Origin of the sequence: Vulcanisaeta moutnovskia 768-28 (assembly GCF_000190315.1) — an archaeon.
GTDB classification, from domain to species: Archaea; Thermoproteota; Thermoprotei; order Thermoproteales; family Thermocladiaceae; genus Vulcanisaeta; species Vulcanisaeta moutnovskia.
The window spans coordinates 2,003,917-2,022,154 of the sequence record NC_015151.1 but is presented as its reverse complement, the minus strand read 5'-3'; the positions used below and the strand labels follow the sequence as shown (position 1 = coordinate 2,022,154).

Annotated in this window: 16 protein-coding genes; 6 read left to right on the top strand and 10 right to left on the bottom strand. The window is 43.0% G+C overall.

All coding sequences use genetic code 11. The annotated features are described in order from the left end of the window. Positions 1 to 24: 24 nt before the first annotated feature. From rpoA1 to VMUT_RS10635, 3 genes are all read right to left on the bottom strand, one after another. Positions 25 to 2,700 (bottom strand): DNA-directed RNA polymerase subunit A', encoded by a 2,676-nt coding sequence (gene rpoA1 / locus VMUT_RS10645; protein ID WP_013605417.1) that lies wholly within the window; start codon positions 2,698 to 2,700, stop codon positions 25 to 27. A 39-nt stretch (positions 2,701 to 2,739) separates the two neighbouring features. Beyond that, positions 2,740 to 6,129, bottom strand: a complete 3,390-nt coding sequence (locus tag VMUT_RS10640) for a DNA-directed RNA polymerase subunit B (protein ID WP_048057297.1) — start codon at positions 6,127 to 6,129, stop codon at positions 2,740 to 2,742. A 155-nt stretch (positions 6,130 to 6,284) separates the two neighbouring features. Then, positions 6,285 to 6,557, bottom strand: coding sequence for a DNA-directed RNA polymerase subunit H (locus VMUT_RS10635; protein ID WP_013605415.1), 273 nt, complete (start codon positions 6,555 to 6,557; stop codon positions 6,285 to 6,287). A 137-nt stretch (positions 6,558 to 6,694) separates the two neighbouring features. On the opposite strand from VMUT_RS10635, the gene VMUT_RS10630 reads away from it, so the two are divergent. Continuing rightward, positions 6,695 to 8,626, top strand: a complete 1,932-nt coding sequence (locus VMUT_RS10630) for an arginine--tRNA ligase (RefSeq protein ID WP_013605414.1) — start codon at positions 6,695 to 6,697, stop codon at positions 8,624 to 8,626. Between the two features lie 8 nt (positions 8,627 to 8,634). On the opposite strand, the gene VMUT_RS10625 is transcribed toward VMUT_RS10630, so the two are convergent. From VMUT_RS10625 to VMUT_RS10610, 4 genes are all read right to left on the bottom strand, one after another. Beyond that, on the bottom strand, positions 8,635 to 9,852 hold the full coding sequence (locus VMUT_RS10625) for a redox-regulated ATPase YchF (RefSeq protein WP_013605413.1): 1,218 nt from the start codon (positions 9,850 to 9,852) through the stop codon (positions 8,635 to 8,637). 62 nt (positions 9,853 to 9,914) lie between these two features. After that, positions 9,915 to 10,544, bottom strand: a complete 630-nt coding sequence (locus VMUT_RS10620) for a mechanosensitive ion channel domain-containing protein (RefSeq protein ID WP_013605412.1) — start codon at positions 10,542 to 10,544, stop codon at positions 9,915 to 9,917. A 120-nt stretch (positions 10,545 to 10,664) separates the two neighbouring features. After that, positions 10,665 to 11,282 carry a thiamine phosphate synthase gene (gene thiE / locus VMUT_RS10615; protein ID WP_013605411.1) on the bottom strand — a complete coding sequence of 206 codons (618 nt, stop codon included), beginning with the start codon at positions 11,280 to 11,282 and terminating at the stop codon, positions 10,665 to 10,667. A gap of 56 nt (positions 11,283 to 11,338) precedes the next feature. Beyond that, entirely contained in the window at positions 11,339 to 12,286 is a 948-nt protein-coding gene (locus VMUT_RS10610) for an aldo/keto reductase (RefSeq protein ID WP_013605410.1), read from the bottom strand. 120 nt (positions 12,287 to 12,406) lie between these two features. Between VMUT_RS10610 and cutA the strand changes: the two genes are divergently transcribed. Then, positions 12,407 to 12,736, top strand: coding sequence for a divalent-cation tolerance protein CutA (cutA, locus tag VMUT_RS10605; protein WP_013605409.1), 330 nt, complete (start codon positions 12,407 to 12,409; stop codon positions 12,734 to 12,736). 49 nt (positions 12,737 to 12,785) lie between these two features. Next, the gene (locus tag VMUT_RS10600; protein WP_013605408.1) at positions 12,786 to 14,030 is read left to right on the top strand and encodes a 2,3-bisphosphoglycerate-independent phosphoglycerate mutase; all 1,245 of its coding nucleotides are present in this window, start codon (positions 12,786 to 12,788) and stop codon (positions 14,028 to 14,030) included. A 23-nt stretch (positions 14,031 to 14,053) separates the two neighbouring features. On the opposite strand, the gene VMUT_RS10595 is transcribed toward VMUT_RS10600, so the two are convergent. Then, entirely contained in the window at positions 14,054 to 14,605 is a 552-nt protein-coding gene (locus tag VMUT_RS10595) for a GNAT family N-acetyltransferase (protein ID WP_013605407.1), read from the bottom strand. A 50-nt stretch (positions 14,606 to 14,655) separates the two neighbouring features. Continuing rightward, a complete protein-coding gene (locus VMUT_RS10590) occupies positions 14,656 to 15,090 on the bottom strand; it encodes a signal peptidase I (protein WP_013605406.1) in 435 nt (144 codons plus the stop codon). A gap of 87 nt (positions 15,091 to 15,177) precedes the next feature. On the opposite strand from VMUT_RS10590, the gene thsA reads away from it, so the two are divergent. Continuing rightward, on the top strand, positions 15,178 to 16,839 hold the full coding sequence (gene thsA / locus VMUT_RS10585) for a thermosome subunit alpha (RefSeq protein ID WP_013605405.1): 1,662 nt from the start codon (positions 15,178 to 15,180) through the stop codon (positions 16,837 to 16,839). A gap of 57 nt (positions 16,840 to 16,896) precedes the next feature. Further along, positions 16,897 to 17,250, top strand: coding sequence for a DNA-directed RNA polymerase subunit K (locus VMUT_RS10580; protein ID WP_013605404.1), 354 nt, complete (start codon positions 16,897 to 16,899; stop codon positions 17,248 to 17,250). Between the two features lie 5 nt (positions 17,251 to 17,255). Here the strand turns inward: VMUT_RS10580 and VMUT_RS10575 are convergent, their stop codons facing one another. Further along, positions 17,256 to 17,600 (bottom strand): arcadin 1, encoded by a 345-nt coding sequence (locus tag VMUT_RS10575; protein ID WP_013605403.1) that lies wholly within the window; start codon positions 17,598 to 17,600, stop codon positions 17,256 to 17,258. A 138-nt stretch (positions 17,601 to 17,738) separates the two neighbouring features. Between VMUT_RS10575 and VMUT_RS10570 the strand changes: the two genes are divergently transcribed. Next, positions 17,739 to 18,236 carry a roadblock/LC7 domain-containing protein gene (locus VMUT_RS10570; RefSeq protein WP_013605402.1) on the top strand — a complete coding sequence of 166 codons (498 nt, stop codon included), beginning with the start codon at positions 17,739 to 17,741 and terminating at the stop codon, positions 18,234 to 18,236. The last annotated feature ends 2 nt before the right edge of the window (positions 18,237 to 18,238 follow it).

Here is an 18,238-nt window from a genome sequence, read left to right as displayed (position 1 = left end):
ATTCTTTGCCTCAGCCATGCCTCATCACCTACTTAAACCAGCCCTTCTAAATATTTCATCAAGGTTAAGCCTACCATGATCACTCTTACTAACATCAATACTATCCTCAGCATACTTAGTCTGTATTATGGAGCCTGAGGCGTTCCTAACGGTGCCATCATATGTAACGTAGATATCCTGCAACGCATTAATGAGCCTCCTTTGCATATAACCACTCTGTGCTGTCCTAACGGCAGTATCCACTAGGCCATCCCTACCACCAGCTGCATGGAAGAAGAACTCAAGTGGTGTTAACCCGGTCTTAAAGTTATTTCTAACGAAGCCCTTGGCTATGGGACCAAGATCACCAGGTTCAAAGTGAGCAGTCGTCCTGCCAGCGAACCCTCTCTTGAAACGTTCGCCCCTTATTGTTTGTTGCCCAAGCATTGCAACCATTTGGGTTATATTAACAATGCTACCCCTAGCGCCCGTCTTTGCCATTATGTAAGCCTCACCATCCTTATTGATGTACCTCTCGGCAACACGAGCAGCTGCCTCCCTTACACGACTTAACTCTATAGTAATATCATTCTCCAGAGTCTCATCAATTGTTAGACCCGGTTCGGCCTCAAGCCTACCCTCCTTATACTTCTGTATATAATCAAGAACCTTCCTTTCGCTTTCCTCATACAATTTCTCAAGCTCCATATAACTCTCTCTCGGCATTTCTAGTGAATCAATACCCATTGAGAACCCTCTTAGATCTAGGAATCTGAGTAATGCCCTTAGTATTGAATCAACCCACCTCCTCGCATAGTCATTACCATACCTCTTAACTACAACGTGCCAGAGCGAATCAACTTGCTCAGCGCCAATTGACTTCTTATCAAGGACTCCAGTGGCCATATAACCATTAACAATGATTATATACTCATCAGTATAGCAATTGTATGGCTCCTTACAACTCTCCTTGATCGCCGTCGGCTGAACCCAATTCAAATCCTTAGGTAGGAGCATTGAGATTACTTGCTTACCTGTCCAAAGCTCCTTCGGATGCATTATCGCTGGTTCATCAATTTCACCATCATAATTAGCCGCAGCTAATAAGTATGTAAGTAATTCCTTATTTATGAGATTATCCTTTCTAGTCAGTAGGTAACCGCCCGTTATATAGTCCTGCCTTGCACCTATTATTGGCCCACCGTACCTAGGCGTTATTATGTGGTTCTGAACAATCATTAGTGTTCTAGCCTCGGCCCTAGCCTCCTCATTCTGAGGTACGTGCAGATTCATCTCATCTCCATCAAAGTCCGCGTTATATGGCGGACAAACAGCTAAGTGAAGCCTAAAGGTCCTGCCTGGTAATACTCTAACAATGTGACCCATCATTGACATCCTATGGAGACTCGGCTGCCTATTGAATAGCACTATATCACCATTCATTAAATGTCTCTCAACGACGAATCCAGGGGCTAACTTATTGGCTAATTCACGCCTGTCTCTGAAGTATCTAAGGTCAACCCTTCTACCGTCTGGATAAATCACGTAATTAGCACCCGGCCAAACCTCAGGGCCATTAAGTACCAGTTGCCTGACCAGCTCAAGATTCCATTCAGTCACCATCATGGGCACGGTTAATGTCTTAGCAATATCGATTGGCACACCAACCTCATTAATGCTTAGGTTTGGGTCTGGGCTAATCACGGTTCTTGATGAGAAGTCAACCCTCTTACCAGATAGGCTTCCCCTGAACCTACCCTCCTTACCCTTAAGTCTCTGGGCCAGGGTCTTAAGCGGTCTTCCACTTCTATGCTTAACTGGTGGTAGGTTTGGTAATTCGTTATTGAAATAAGTAGCCACATGATATTGCAGTAGGTCCCATAATTGATCAACGACACTACTTGGCGCACCAGATTCAATTGCTGTCCTCAGCTTCTCATTAACCCTAACAATATCAACAAGCTTATGCGTGAGATCATCCTCACTCCTCTGACCAGTCTCTAATTGTATTGACGGCCTAACCTGTGGTGGAGGCACTGGTAATACGGTTAAAATGGCCCATTCAGGCCTTGCAAACTTCGGATCCCAACCCAGCAACACTAGGTCACTATCTGGAATCTTCTCAAGTCTCTCCCTAATCTTCATGGGATCAAGTTTCTCCAAGACACCATTCTCCTTCTCCTCATAGAACGTATACGGCCTCTCAAACCTAACCTTGTATTGCTTAGCGCCGCAGTGTGGGCATACGGTCCTCTCCATGGCCTTCTTCCTAATTCTCTCAATAAGTCTATCAGAAAGTAACTTCCACCTGGCCCTCAACCTCTCTAGTCTCTTGCTATACTTCTCAATCTCTTCATCCGTCAATAATATCCTACCACATTCCCTACATGTTGTCCGGAGTAGATCATGAACGTATTTTGCATATTCAACATGAATTACTGGTCTCGCTAATTCAATCCTACCAAAATGACCAGGGCATTTATCGGGCGGATTACCACAAGTTTCACATCTAGCGCCTGGCTCTACTACACCGAGCCTTCTATCCATTAATCCGCCAACCATTGGCCGACCTGCTTCATCATAGGTTTCCGATGTGGTTATCTCCATAACTGATAAAGACCTTATAATATCTGGTGAAAGTATTGAGAACTTAATGGCCTTTATCGTCTTGAGCGGTATTTCCTCTTCCCTTACAGAAACCTTCTCGGTCTGTGTCGCCATTATCCATCACCCACCTGACCAGCCATTAAATAAACCTTATCAAGCCCTTCTCTCCTCAATTAGATCACCTGCTTCAATCCTTGGGTAAATACCGAGACTCATTAACTCATGAAGCAATAACTTAAATGCATAAGGCACAACAATCCTCACAATCCTGCCCTTATCACCATGTATTGGACATACAGGCTTGCCTTTATTAGCATCGTACCAAGCAATCATGCCGCAGTCCTCACAAACATACATAACATACTTGTCACTAGACTCAACAAGTCTCTCCTTAAGTAATGCAGCGGCACCATGTGCTATTAATACATCTCTCTCCATCTCACCAAGCCTAAGGCCACCCTCCCTAGACCTACCCTCAGTTGGCTGCCTAGTCAGTATTTGCACAGGACCCCTAGCCCTGGCATGTATCTTATCAGCAACCATGTGATGAAGCTTCTGGTAATAAACAACGCCAATGAATATGTCTGCCTCAAGCTTCCTACCTGTTAACCCACTGTACATGACCTCCTTACCATCCCACCTAAAGCCAGACCTGATTAGTAAGTCCCTAAGCTCCTCCTCAGTAACGCCCTCAAAGGGAGTTGCGTCAATAGTTAATCCCCTAAGTGCAGCCACCTTACCTGCCATTGACTCCAGTAATTGACCAACTGTCATTCTACTCGGCAATGCATGCGGATTAACTATTATATCGGGTGTTATTCCATCCTCCGTGAATGGCATATCCTGCATCGGTATCATCATGCCCATCACACCCTTCTGCCCATGCCTACTGGCGAATTTATCACCAAGCTCTGGAATCCTTAACTCCCTAACCTTAACCTTAACAAGCTTATAACCTTCATTGGTCTCCGTAATCACAACACTATCAACAATACCCTTCTCACCACGCCTAACGGTTATTGATGAATCCCTCCTGGCGCTGGATACAACGGCTTCCGTATAGACACCATAGAACCTGGGTGGTGATGTCTTACCTATCAATACTTCACCGCCCGATACGAACACTTCAGGCGATACTATACCATCCTCATCCAAGTGTGCGTAAGCCTCAGGTCCCTTGTAACCCCTGACCTCAGCTGATGGTATTTCTATCCTATCCTCCTCACCACCTGGATATCTCATTTGTTCTGTCTCGTATGTCCTAAAGAATACGCTTCTGTACATTCCTCGCTCTATCGACGATCTGTTAAGAATCACAGCGTCTTCCATGTTATACCCGGTATACGTTAATAGTGCAACCACAGCGTTTTGCCCAGCGGGTCTTCCCAGGTATCCATTGAGTTCCATTCCCCTAGTTATTACTAACGGTCTCTCAGGATATATGAGCAAATGCCCTCTACTATCCATCCTGAATCTATAATTGGCAGCCGGAAATCCTAGACTTTGCTTTGCCATTGCTGCTTCATATATATTCCTTGGTGATTGATTATGCTCCGCATATGGTATTACTGATGCCACAGCGCCTATCATAACTGATGGAATGATCTCCATATGCGTGTACTTGCTCATGTCCTCCTCAGGATTAATGGCAACAAGGGCATTCTCCTCCTCATCGCCATCCAAGTACTCTATTATTCCATTGCTAATTAAATCACTCCAAGACCACTCACCCTTCCTTAGTCTCTCAATATGTTCAGGCTTTAATCTTGGCTTACCATCTTCAATAATTAGCAATGGCCTCCTAAGTCTACCGCCATCACAATTAACCCTCAACTCATCTAAGTATTCATTTTGTATTCTCGCAATATTGATTTCATGGCTTATCTGGCCTCTTCTTCTCATTTCCCTTACCGTACCTACTAATTTTTCTGGTTCTGTGTGAATACCTATTAACCTACCATTTAGGTAAACCTCTGTACCCTTAACACCCTCCTTCCTGGCCTTTAGTATTGGCACAACGCCTAAGTCATAAAGCATTTTCTCGACCTCGTTCTCATTAACACCAACAGTTATTGTAGAGAGTAATGCTAGGTTCTTTACTAAACCACAGTTTTGACCCTCTGGAGTCTCAATTGCACAAAGCCTACCCCACTGGGTTGGGTGCAGATCCCTTGCTTCAAAATGGGGTTGTGTCCTGCTTAGGTTGGATACGATCCTCCTTAAATGACTTAAGGTTGAAAGAACATTAGTCCTGTCAAGCATCTGCGAGACCCCGGTCCTACCCCCTATCCAGTTACCCGTGGCCAATGCATGCCTTATCCTCTCCGTTATTATATCAGCCCTAACCAACGTGACTAGGCTCGGTATTTTGCCCCTTGAATAATGCCTCTCCAATTGTTGCCTAATGTCCTGGAGCACTTGCTTAAACACCGCCCTAAACAATTGAGCTAGTAAATCACCAACTAACCTAACCCTCTTGTTGGCAATGTGATCCTTATCATCCGGCTGCCTACGCCCAAGATACATCTCAATGACTCCCTTAACCATCTGACCAACCAACAAGGCCTTCTTTACCCTAGCCTCCTCGGTAGCACCAAGGTGAGGCAGGAAATATCTATCAAGCACTTGCTTTGCTCTCTCAATCCTAACCTCCCTGGGTTGCCCAATGGCTACCTTACTACCTATGAAGTCAAGGGCATCATCGATAGTACTGGCTATTTGCACTGAGAATTGAAGTGATGGTAATAACTCATTCTGAATGTCAGGGTCATCACTAACGGCTAATACAATATCCTCATCGGTTTCCAAACCTAATGCTCTCATTATTATTGGGAATGGAATTCTCGTGGCTATTGCTGGGAATGTGACGTATATAATGCCATCCCTATGTCTTTCCACAGTCACGGTAGTCTTATAGCCAGCGCCAATCGATATTACCTTGGCCACATTGGTAATGCTGGCCTTATCACCCTTGTCGAAAAACGGCTTATTAGGCGCCAGATCCTCCTGAGAAACAATAACCCTCTCACTACCATTGATAATGAAGTAGCCACCTGGGTCGTCCGGGTCCTCAAGCTTACTGATTAATTCCTGCCGCTTAAGTCCATATAGGTTACAGAACTTTGATTTGATCATTATTGGTAAATCACCTATATACACCTTCTGTCTATCAACCTCCTCATCATTAACATAAAGTACCATTGTTAAGTAAAGTGGCGCCGCGTAGGTTAGGTTCCTGAGTCTAGCCTCCATCGGGTAGAGAATGTGCTCACTGGCGTCAGCCTCCCTAACCCTTGGCTTACCAACCTCAATCCTCTCAAGCTTTATGTAAAGGCCCTTAACCTCTGTCTCAATTAAACTATTTTCATTAACTACCTCTTGCAGTTTCTTCTCAACAAAATCATTAAATGAGTCAATCTGATGCCTAACTAGTCCTCCCTCACTAATGAATGCATCAACTAATGCCCACCTATCATCAGATGATGGAAAAACTGCATAAGCCCTTTTAGATCTCAGTATTGGTATTGGTACGGAATCCAGCATGTTATCATGCCCAATATTAGGATTATCTATGGACATTATTAATCACCCCATGCTTAAATCAATATTTAAACTCTTTCCGCTATATTTTCCCATAGGTTGAAGAACCATGGTTTCTTAATCTCTCTTGCAAAAGGGCCTTTAAATTGCTTTGTATATTAACCTGGAACTACGAATCTATACGTGACAAATTCACCAGCCGTATCTGACTTCCTAATTATCCTAATGACATTACCAGGCTTAGCACCTATAGCCCTGGCCAGTGGATCGCTTGCCCTAATCCATGGTAACTGAAAAACCTTAGCATTCAATTGCTTGAGTATCTCCTTAACCTCCTCCTTAGGCACGATTTCAGCCTTGGGCATGTACTCATGCTCAAGAATTCTTTTAAAACGCTCCTCTGTCTTCCTCCTCCTGCCTCCAGCACTCACGGTATTACGTAAATCATAAGCCTATATAAGCCTTACATCAATCAACTGACAAGTCGAGAGGCAAGTCTCGCCCCTTCCGGGGATGGGAGGAGGTCAGAACACTAAAATATTTAACTATAGATCTAACATGCACTACAATGAGTAATCCATATAATGAGGTAATTAAGGATGTTCAGAGACTACTTGAATTTTTAGGTACAGAGATTAACATTGACTTGGCTAAGTACGTAAATGAGGTTATGAGGGCACCGTCTCAATATGGTTACTTAACAATTCCAATGCATAATGTAGTAAGGGAATATGGTAATCTCGAAGAGATAATAAATAGTAAGATAATTCCTAAGCTTAGGCTAATTAATAAGGCTGTATTGATTAATGGTTATTTAAATATTGATATTAATATAAGGGATTATGCGAATATAGTATTATCAACAATCAATAGTCTCAGTGATAAATATGGCATAAGTGAGAAATGCCCAAGCAGTAGCTACATTATAGAGCATACTAGCGCTAATCCCGCTAAACCCATGCATATTGGTCATGGTAGGAATGCCGTACTTGGTGATTCACTGGCAAGGCTTCTTCGCTTTTGCGGCGCCTCTGTTAGGGTTCATTTCTATGTTAATGATTGTGGAGATCAAATGCCGTATGTTGGCATTGGTTATTACGTGGCTAAAGACCTTGTGCTTAATAGAGTTAATAATGGTTGGAAGCCTGATGATGTCATGGGCATTATCTACTCAGTAACCTACGCAGTAAGCGAGATTAAGAGATTGAGTAAGCAGATTGAGCAATTTAAGAGTGAGGGTAAGTATGAGGATGCGAATAAGCTGATTAGTGAAAGGGATGAGTGGATTTCCGTAATTAATAACTTCATGGAGAGGGATAAGGAGCTTACCGAGACCTTACTCAAGGGGTTGGGTAAGTTCGAGGACCTTCCATTAATGGTTAAGCAATGGTCTAGGGCTTATGAGGAGGGTGATGAGTTTGTTAGAAAGGTCATTAGGGAAGCCGTGGATATAGTACTCAAGGGATTCAGAATTACACTGGACAGATTAGGCATTAGCTTTGATTCATGGGATTTTGAAAGCGAGGTTGCTGTGGATAATGGCGGTACATCTAGGGTAATCAATGAATTGCTTAGAAAGGTCCCTCAATATGTTGAGAGAGATGATGGCGCCGTGGTATTCAGAGCCGATAAGTATGCCCAGGATCTAGGGCTATGGAATGAACTTAAACTTCCCAAGTACATACCAAAGGCTACATTACTTAGGAGCGATGGAACAAGTCTATACCTAACGAGAGACATAGCATACGCTCTATGGTTCTGGGATAATTTTAAGTTCGATAGGTTAATAAGGGTTATTGGTTCTGAGCAGGCTCATCCGCAAGCTCAACTTAAGTTGGCGCTACATGCTATGGGATATCACGATTTAGCTAGGAAACTAATTCACTACTCCTATGAAATGGTTAATTTAGCAGGAATGAAGATGAGTGGTAGAAAGGGAGTCTATATTTCACTTGATGAGCTACTTAATGAGGCTAAGGATAGGATAATGGAAATTGTGAAGAACAGGTTCTCACCTGATGAGGCCAATAGGGTAGCTGAGGCCGTAGCTACTGGTGCAATTAGGTACTCATTCCTTTCCGTAAGTCCAAATAAACCATTAACATTCTCATGGGATAAGGTACTAAACCTAAAGCAGAATAGTGGACCATTCGTTCAGTATACCTATGTTAGGACAAATGGGATCCTTGAGAAGGCTGGCGAAATTCCTAAACTTACGCAAATACCCAATAATATCGCTGGTGAGGAGAGGGAATTGATACTATTGCTTGGTGAATATCCTGAGGTCATTGCCAGGGCTGCCCAGGAACTGAGGCTTGAGAACATAATTGAGTATGTGAATAAATTATCCTTAGTATTTAATAGCTATTATGAGAAGTACCCCGTGCTAAATGCAGAGGCAGGCATTAGGGAGTTTAGGATAAACCTTGTGAATGCCATGAGAACAGTACTTGGTAATGCCATGGGCATACTTGGAATACCCAGGTTAAGGAGGATGTAAAGACTACGTTACTTCGATATGTAAACTCTCACGACAGCCCTATGCCAAAGTTTCGAATTAACGCCAAGTCTCTTACCAGTAATTGCATCAACACCCGTGACGGCCTTCTCAGCAATCTCACTATGGATCGCCTTAGCTAAATCCAGTACAGTAGCATCCCTGGGTAGTAATAATACGTCAGGTAGCACATTGCCCTCAGTATCTGTGAACTTTCTCTCATCAGCCACTGGATAAACCGCGATCATGCCGAGTACGTCGAACACGGCGGTATTTAACGCCTTTATAACACCAGTACCACCCCACCTATGCATGAAATCCCTAATCCTCTCTAGGGCATCCCTTTGAGCCTTTGTTAAGTTGCTCACCATAACTTCAAAATCGTCATCACCAGGTATGTACTTAATTAAATTCGCCTTTGCAGCCCTCCTCAGAGCCAGCTCATAATCAGCACTTACTGGAATTACCCTATATTTATTACCTACATCCTTAACAACCCTCTTATAATTATCCTCAGCCTCAGGAATATCCATCTTATTCGCCGCTATGACCATGGGTTTACTCAACTCCCTAAGCATTGTCACGAAGCCCTTAATATCATCATCACTCCACTTACTGAGAGGCTTCGTATCGAGACCCAACTTAGTAAGCGCATCACCTATTTGAGGCTGTGTTATACCTAGTCCACTAAATCTATCGTATAAGACCTCCAACAATGGCTTCTTTGCGTAATCCACAAGCCTAACCAACTTATCCCAATCCTTACTGAGCATCTGGACCATCCACATGGTAACCTCATTACTAAGGAACTCGATATCATCCAGTGGATCGTGAGTACCTGGCTTAACTAACCTACCCTCTTCATCCGTTGCGCCTGCCATGTCAACCACATGAATAAGCACAGGAGCTCTCCTCAAATGGTCAAGGAATTGATTACCTAAGCCCCTACCCTGCCAAGCTCCAGGGACTAGGCCAGCAACGTCTATTAATTCCACTGGTATGAACCTATTACCATCAATGCATATTGAATTCCTGGGATTATCCTTAACACCCAAGTCCCTGCACACGCAGGGTATCCTAACATACCCAATACCCACATTAGGCTCGATGGTAGTGAATGGGTATGGCGCAATCTTAACGTCGATCATCGTTGCCGCAGCAAAGAAAGTGGACTTACCAACATTAGGTTTACCAACAATACCAATCTGAACATGGCTCTGTAAAGGCACGAGGAATAAGGAAATATACCAATTAATAAATTTAATATTGTATTATATTTTAACCCAACGAATCATTTCTGCTGTTGTTGCTGTTGAGGCTGCTGCTTAGGCAGTAGGTATATCTTGTTACCGATTATTGAGTTATTCGGTATCAGGACTTTAGTACCGTCACTCTTAATAACCTCAGTGAATAAAATCGCAACGTCATTAACAATACCATCTTCACCAAGTAAATTTACATGATCATGTATTCTAAACGGCCTAGCCAATAACAGGAATAGGCCAGCCACGGCCTGCCCAAGGACTTGTTGAACAGCAAAGCCTATCACAATACCGAGGAAGCCACCAACAGCCACACCAGCAACTCCTCCACCAATGGCTCCAGCAATCGCCGCAACCAACGCACCAATACCTATTAGCAGGAATACATTCCTCATGGCCCTAGCAGTTGGGTGATCATACCTAAACCTCATAGACCAGTAAATAACATCGGCGAAGGCAGACACGATTAAGTAGCCAAAGGCCAAAGCGAGTAGTACATTCACATAACCTTCATATGGCTTAATATTTACGTGGAACATTGGTAGTAAGGATACTATTATCCAGTGAACTATTGCAGCCACAACAACGTATACGATTATGTATATCACGAGCTTAACTATGGCATTAGCATAGTATCTAGCGATCTCCTTCCTACTCATTTCAGGTGTAGTAGTTGCCACGTTTTATTTGCTAAATATCAAGTATTAATAAACATTACCTCCATGCATTATGAATATAGACCTCTGTATACAATGCATAAATTACAATAATAGAAAGAACTAGGCATTCTCCCAGGCCTCAACGAATGCTCTAGCCATTTTAACAGGGTCCTTAGCAGCAAGTATTCCCGAAATAACTGCTGCTCCCCAGGCACCCGTTGCCTTAATAGCAGGTATACTCTCGAGTGTTATACCGCCTATTGCATATACGGGAATACTGACTGATTGCACGATATTCCTTAAGCCAACAAGCCCAGTAACCCTGTAATCCGGCCTAGTTGGGCTTGGAAATACCGAACCTGCGCCTATGTAGTTAGCACCAGCATTCTCGCCCTGTATGGCCTCATCAACAGTACTGGCACTAGCACCGATTACTAGGCCACTAAACCTTCTCCTAATCTCATCCACAGGCGCATCATCAAGCCCCACATGAACTCCATCAGCATCACTGAGTATTGCTATGTCAATCCTATCATCAACTATGAACACTGCGCCGTACTCATTACAAAGTCTCCTAATAGCCCTAGCCTCCTCAAGCAGTATCCTAATACTCCCCTCCTTACGCCTATATTGAATAATTCTGACTCCGCCTTCGAGGAATGCCCTAGCAGCATCTACATGACTCTTTACAGTATAACTAGTATCCGTTATACCATAAATTCCACGAGGAAGTCGCATACGTGATATTACCCATGTAGGCCTTAATAAAGCTAGTAACTGTAATGCGTAGATAATTACCAGGTGACATACGTTATTGTTAAGGAACTACTTGCCTCATTAAGCCTCCTGAAGTCCTCCTCACTCAACCTCCAATCAACAGCACCAGCATTCTCAACAACCTGTGCGGCATTCTTAGCCCCTGGTATTGGCACTACGTTACCATGCATTACAAGCCAATTAAGCGCTATTTGGGCGGGTGTTTTACCGTACTTTATCGATAACTCCCTAACCACTGGTATTAATTTCGTGCTTATTTCCCTAAGATTATCCAGGTAAAACACAGGTTCATTCTCCCTCAGGTCACCTCTAGGCCTATTCTCCGGGCTGTACTTACCCGTGACTGCACCCTTTGCCAGTGGACTCCATGCAATGAATGTAATACCTTCACGTTGTAGGTAGGGCAGAAGTTCCTTCTCGGCATCTCTCTCGATTAGGTTATACCTGTTCTGGGAGCTAACTATATCGTTCTTTTTAAGACATGAGCGGGCAGCCTCAAGTAACTGAAGCGGATAGTTACTAACGCCAATATACCTAATTACACCATCCTCGACCAACCTCTCCATCGCCTTCATAGTCTCGCAAATCGGGACATTATGCCAGCAGGCAGGCCAATGGAGCTGAAGGAGGTCAATAACGTTAACACTAAGTCTCTCCCTACTTCGTCTTGCTGCCTTGAGCACATCGTCATACCTATGCCAATCACCCGGTATCTTGGTGGCAATAACAACGTGATCCCTAATCCCCAATTCCCTAATTGCCCTGCCCACGAATTCCTCACTACGTCCACGCCCATAGACGGCCGCAGTATCTATGAAGTTTATACCAAGCTCAACTGCCTTGGCAATTACCTCCTTGGCAATGCCGTATTCGTAGGGCCCCCATGCATCGCCACCAAATTGCCACGCACCGAGACCTATCCTCGATATTTTTATTCCAGATTTTCCAAGGTTTATGTACTCCATCAAGGATTACGTTAATTACTTCGCATTTAAGTATTATTATGAAGCTCATTAATTATTGAACTAGTCCATAGCAGGGATAATGCTTTAGTAAAACTGCCCTTATAAATCACAGGAGAGGTCATGGATGAGGATAGTTATATTGTCGTCCTTGTTACGGTACCTAACAGGGATGTTGGCGTTGAAATTGCTAGGTCGCTCATCAATAATAAGTTAGCTGCATGCGTAAATGTCATTGATGGACTAAGGAGTATTTATTATTGGGAGGGGAGGGTTGAGGAGAATAATGAGACATTGCTCATTATTAAGTCGAGGAGAGACAGGCTTAATGACTTAGTGAGATACATTAGGGAGAGGCATCCGTATAAGGTTCCCGAGATTATTGCATTGCCAATAATTGGTGGTCTTGATGATTACCTGAGGTGGATTGGTGAGACGTTAAATCGAGACTGAATTTTCACTTAAGGTAAATGCTTTTAATGCTCTTAATGCAGTATTACGTATGCCAAGGGCATTACTGGTAATTTTGGATGGTTGTGCCGATCGCCCGGTTAAGGAACTTGGTGGAAAGACCCCATTGGAATTTGCTGTTAAACCTACGATTGATAGATTAACCGCTGAGGGCTCCTGCGGTCTCATGGACGTTATATCGCCAGGGATTAGACCCGGCAGTGATACGGCTCATCTGGCTATTTTTGGCTATGATCCGTATAAGTACTATCCCGGCAGGGGTCCATTTGAAGCATTAGGCGCTGGGTTAATGCTTAGTCCAAGTGATGTTGCGTTTAGGGCGAACGTGGCTACGGTTAATAACGACTTAATCGTTGTTGATAGGAGGGGTGGTAGGTATATAGATCCCAGTGAGGTTAAGGAGATAGAGAACGTAATTAATAATGAAGTATTACCAGCGTTAAAGAGTAAATATGGCATTGACGCGGTCTATAAACAAACCGTGGAGCATAGGGGTGTTCTAGTTCTAAAAGGTGGCGTTTCACCGCATGTTAGTGACACTGATCCGCACGTTATTGGCGCCAAGGTCTCTGAGGCTAAGGCATTAAGTAGTGATGCTAAGATCACTGCTGACTATATCAATGAATTCACCAGGCTTGTTTATGAAAAGTTAAGTAGTGCTGAGTTTAATGAGAAGAGGAGGAGGGATGGTAAGGGCCCAATAAACATGGTCCTCCTCAGGGGTGCGGGTTCCCTGAAGAACTTTGAGCCATTAAGCTCGAGGTATAGGATTAAGCCTGCCATTATTGCTGGTGTTGCGTTGATTAGGGGTATTGGTGTAGCACTGGGTATGGAACCGATACATGTCGATAATTACATAGGCTCTAAGGATGATGATTTCACAACCGCATTCCAAGCTGCTGCAAGAGCCTTAAAGGATCATGACTTTGTATTTCTACATGTTAAGCCAACCGACTCCATGTCACATGATGGTGACGCTGAGGGTAAAGCCATGATTATAGAGAGGGTTGATACTGGATTAAGGAGGTTTCTCGAGGAGGCACCCAGCGATACTTACATATTCATAACCTGTGACCATGCAACACCAATAGTGGTTAAGGAACATACGGGTGATCCTGTCCCATTTATGGCGTGGGGCCCGGATGTTATGAGAGACGATGTGACCAGATTTAGTGAGAGAGACTGCATCAAAGGCTTTTGGACCAGGATTAGGGGTATCGACGTTATGAATATTATAGCGAATTATCTAGGCACTCTCGAGAAGTTCGGAGAATAGGCCTAATTTTTACCCTCATTACCCTATATATTATCAAGCGGCCTTGCCATTATGTACGCATCCTCACCATCGTGATAATAACCCTTTATTAGGTCGACTATTTTATAGTTCAATTTCTTATAAAGGTTAATGGCTGGCGTATTGGAGACTCTAACTTCAAGATAGACCTCCTCAGCGCCGTAGAAATGCTTCATAGCTCTCATGCCCCTAATCATCATGTTATATGCAATACCCACCCTTCTGGCTTCGGGTAATACGCCAATAGATATTACATGACCCTTCCTTGTTGGCTTACCCCTCCATATATAGCTCCAGCCAAACTCAACCCTATTCATCATATAACCCACTACCTCGCCATCAAGCTCAGCAACGATGAAAGCCTTGGGAAAGCTCCTGTAATGCTCAACAAAGAAGAATTCAGGGTAATTCTCAGGTAGTACCCTCCTATTTATCGTAACTACCGTATTTAAGTCAGTTATTTCAAATTCCCTAAGCACAAATACCCTACCATCCCTACCCCTTATCTGCTCACGACCACTCAACTTAGTGGTAATATCTTGAACGCCCTCGCCCATTAAAAAACCCGATTCATGAGACTTAATACATTTTTCCTCATAAGGCAAAATCATTTATCAAGTAGGTACGCTGGGATTATTACTAGGATTATGATGCCCAGCATGTATAAAGCCGCGGTAAATGTTCTATATGAAAGGCTTAACAGGCCTAATTGGGGTATTACGAATACGACAACACCAACAATATTATTATAGGGCACTGAATAAGGATCAGGCCCTAAATTCGCATCACCCTTAAAGGTATACGTACATCCCTGGGCATTGTTGATGGCTATCACCCTATGTACAATATAGTCATTAAATACTGGCGAATAATATATGGCAACATGACCTAGAAGGAGATTACATGATAGACTCGGTGGTGTTATTATGACTAGGTCACCAACTTCAAGTGTTGGTTCCATCGAGTATGAACTAACGACTGCCCACGGTATTACAAATAATGATGCAATCATTAATAGGGTTAATACATACTCAATGCCCATTGAGCCCAATGGTATTGCTGTAATACTTATTTTTTACTCGCCTTAATTGAAGAAAGGTTTTTATAGAAGTGCTTTACGGACTCGCCGATGAGTAGCGGTACACAGCAAAAGGGAGGAGTACCAGTGATGGTTCTTAAGGAGGGTTCACAAAGAACAACAGGCGCAGACGCCAGGAGGAGCAACATAATGGCTGCTAAGGTAATTTCCGAAATACTATCAACAAGCCTAGGACCTAGGGGAATGGATAAAATGCTCATTGACGCCTTTGGCGACGTAACAATAACTGGTGATGGAGCTGCCATTTTAAAGGAGATGGAGGTTCAACACCCAGCTGCGAAGTTATTAATAGAGGTTGCTAAGGCTCAGGATGCAGAGGTTGGTGATGGAACAACAACTGCCGTAGTACTAGCCGGTAGATTACTAGAACTCGCGGAAGAATTACTTGATGAGAATATTCACCCAACAATAATCATTGATGGTTATAAAAAGGCCATGGACTACGCAATACAGATTGCCAACGAAATCGCCCAGCCAATAAATATTGAAGACAAGAATCAATTGGCCCTAGTCGCAATGAATTCACTAAGTAGCAAGATTGTTTCTGAGGCTAAGGACTACCTTGCGAAGATTGCCGTTGAGGCATCAGCCATAGCTGTTGAGAAGGTTAGTGATAAGTACAACCTTGACCTGGACTGGATTAAGCTTGAGAAGAAAAAAGGTCAGTCACTCTTTGAGACCCAGTTAATACAGGGTATTGTGCTTGATAAGGAGGTTGTTCATCCAGGAATGCCAAAGAGGGTTGTTAATGCCAAGATCGCTGTTCTAGATGCACCACTTGAGATCGAGAAGCCTGAGTGGACCACGAAGATCTCCGTCTCATCACCACAACAGATAAAGGGATTCCTCGAGGAGGAATCCAACATTCTGAAGTCTTATGTTGATAAGCTTGCCGAGATTGGTGCTAATGTCGTCATTACGCAAAAGGGTATTGACGAAATAGCTCAACACTATTTAGCAAAGAGAGGTATTATGGCCATTAGGAGGGTTAAGAGGAGTGACATTGAGAAGCTCGCCAAGGCCACTGGGGCTAAGATAGTCACAAGCATTAAGGACATAAGACCTGAGGACTTAGGTACGGCTGGACTTGTTGAAGAGAGGAAGGTTGGTGAGGAGAAGATGGTGTTTGTTGAGCAGTGTCCAAATCCAAGGGCAGTAACAATACTTCTGAGGGGTGCTGCTGATAGGATTCTTGATGAGGCCGAGAGATCAATGCAGGATGCATTACATGTAATTAGGGATCTTTACAGGGAGCCTAAGATTGTACCTGGTGGTGGAGCCTTTGAGATGGAGATCGCCAAGAGGCTTAGGGAGTGGGGTAGGAAGTTACCTGGTAAGGAGCAGTTGGCTGTGCTTAAGTTTGCTGAGGCCCTTGAGCATATACCAACAATACTAGCGTTAACAGCTGGTTTAGACCCTGTCGATGCTATTGCTGAGTTAAGGAGGAGGCATGATGCTGGTGAATTTGATGCAGGTGTTGATGTATTAAGTGGTAAGATCGAGAATATGGCCAAGATCAATGTTGTTGATCCATTACTAGTTAAGTCTCATGTAATAAGGAGCGCAGCTGAGGCTGCAATAATGATACTCAGGATAGATGATATAGTTGCCGCAGCTCAAACAAGGACAGGCGGTCCCAGCAAATCAAAGACTGAGGGCGGTGAGGAAGGCGAGTCGAAATCATCTGATTAGTAAAAATAATTATTCATAAAGTTAGATTTTTAAACGATTTTATTTCCGTATTCTCCAATGTCGTCATCAAATCAGACATCAGATTCAATCCTTAAGGAGGATGCATTGATCAGTGTTTTAAATATAATTAATGACTTAGCCAAGGGTAAGTTAACATACCCACCTAGAATAACTAAGTATGAACTTGCTAGGATAGTGGCGGCTAGGGCAAAGCAATTGGCAATGGGCGCTCAACCGCTCATTAATCCACAGGAAATAGGCACATACGACCCAGTAGACATTGCTCTTGAGGAAATCCGTAGAGGCTTAATCCCATTTATTGTTGTTAGAACATTGCCAAATGGTAGACATATAAGAATTAAACTAAAGGATTTGTTAGATTTAAGTAGAAAGTTTGATGTAAAATTATAAGAGAATTATATCTTAACTAACTCTAGTTTTCCATTATCTATCCTAATTTCCACGGCATCACCAACATCCAACTTAGGACCTAGTGCTTCTGCCTCGTCCTCATTAAGCCAAATAAGAAGTCTAGGTATTGGGACCTTACCACTCATTAATGGACCAACCATGGGCATAGACCTAAGTAGTTGCTGGACGAGGGGCATCACATCCCTCATCATTTGAGAACTCTCATCAGCACCAGTAATTACCGGACCTGGCGTTTCCCTCTCTTCAACTATTTGTATGGCTATCATTCTTCCGCCTGTTGGGTCATTAACCAACGTCTTACTAACAACATAACCCTTTATTGTTATCATCCGTAGTACTTCGCATCATACATTTAAAAAACTTATTATGCTTCGTAATTGATTGTATTAAATGAATTGAGGATGATGTGCTTTCGTTCATGCAAGAAAAATCGAAAGATTTAAAAATTATAATAAATAGAAAGAAATGTGGACGGTGATATTCAAAGAATCATAAATGAGATTCGTTCATCAGCTGAGGAGATCATTTCGGAAAGTCCTGATCAGATAAGGGCTGTTTATATAATGGATAAGGAGGGCACGGTAATAGCCTATGCCACCAATACAATATTTATTGGTGCAAGTAATACGTTTTTTGCAGCGCCAAGATTCATATCATCATTAAGAGGATTAGTGTCAACATTACCCATTAGTAGTATTAACTATGTATTAATGCAAGGTGCCGATGGCATTATTCAATTAATGGATATTAAGGAGATGGGTTATGTAATGGTAATTAGTGGCACTGATGCATCAATAGGACTAACCAGGATAATCCTTGAGAAGTATACTGATAAGCTATACGACCTACTAAGCAAGTTACTTAACATTAGTGAGAAGGAAATAATTGAAGTTATTAACGTTGAGATAACTCCCAAGGACATTGAAGACGTTATAAACTTCATAAGAAGTAAGGTGGCATTATAGGG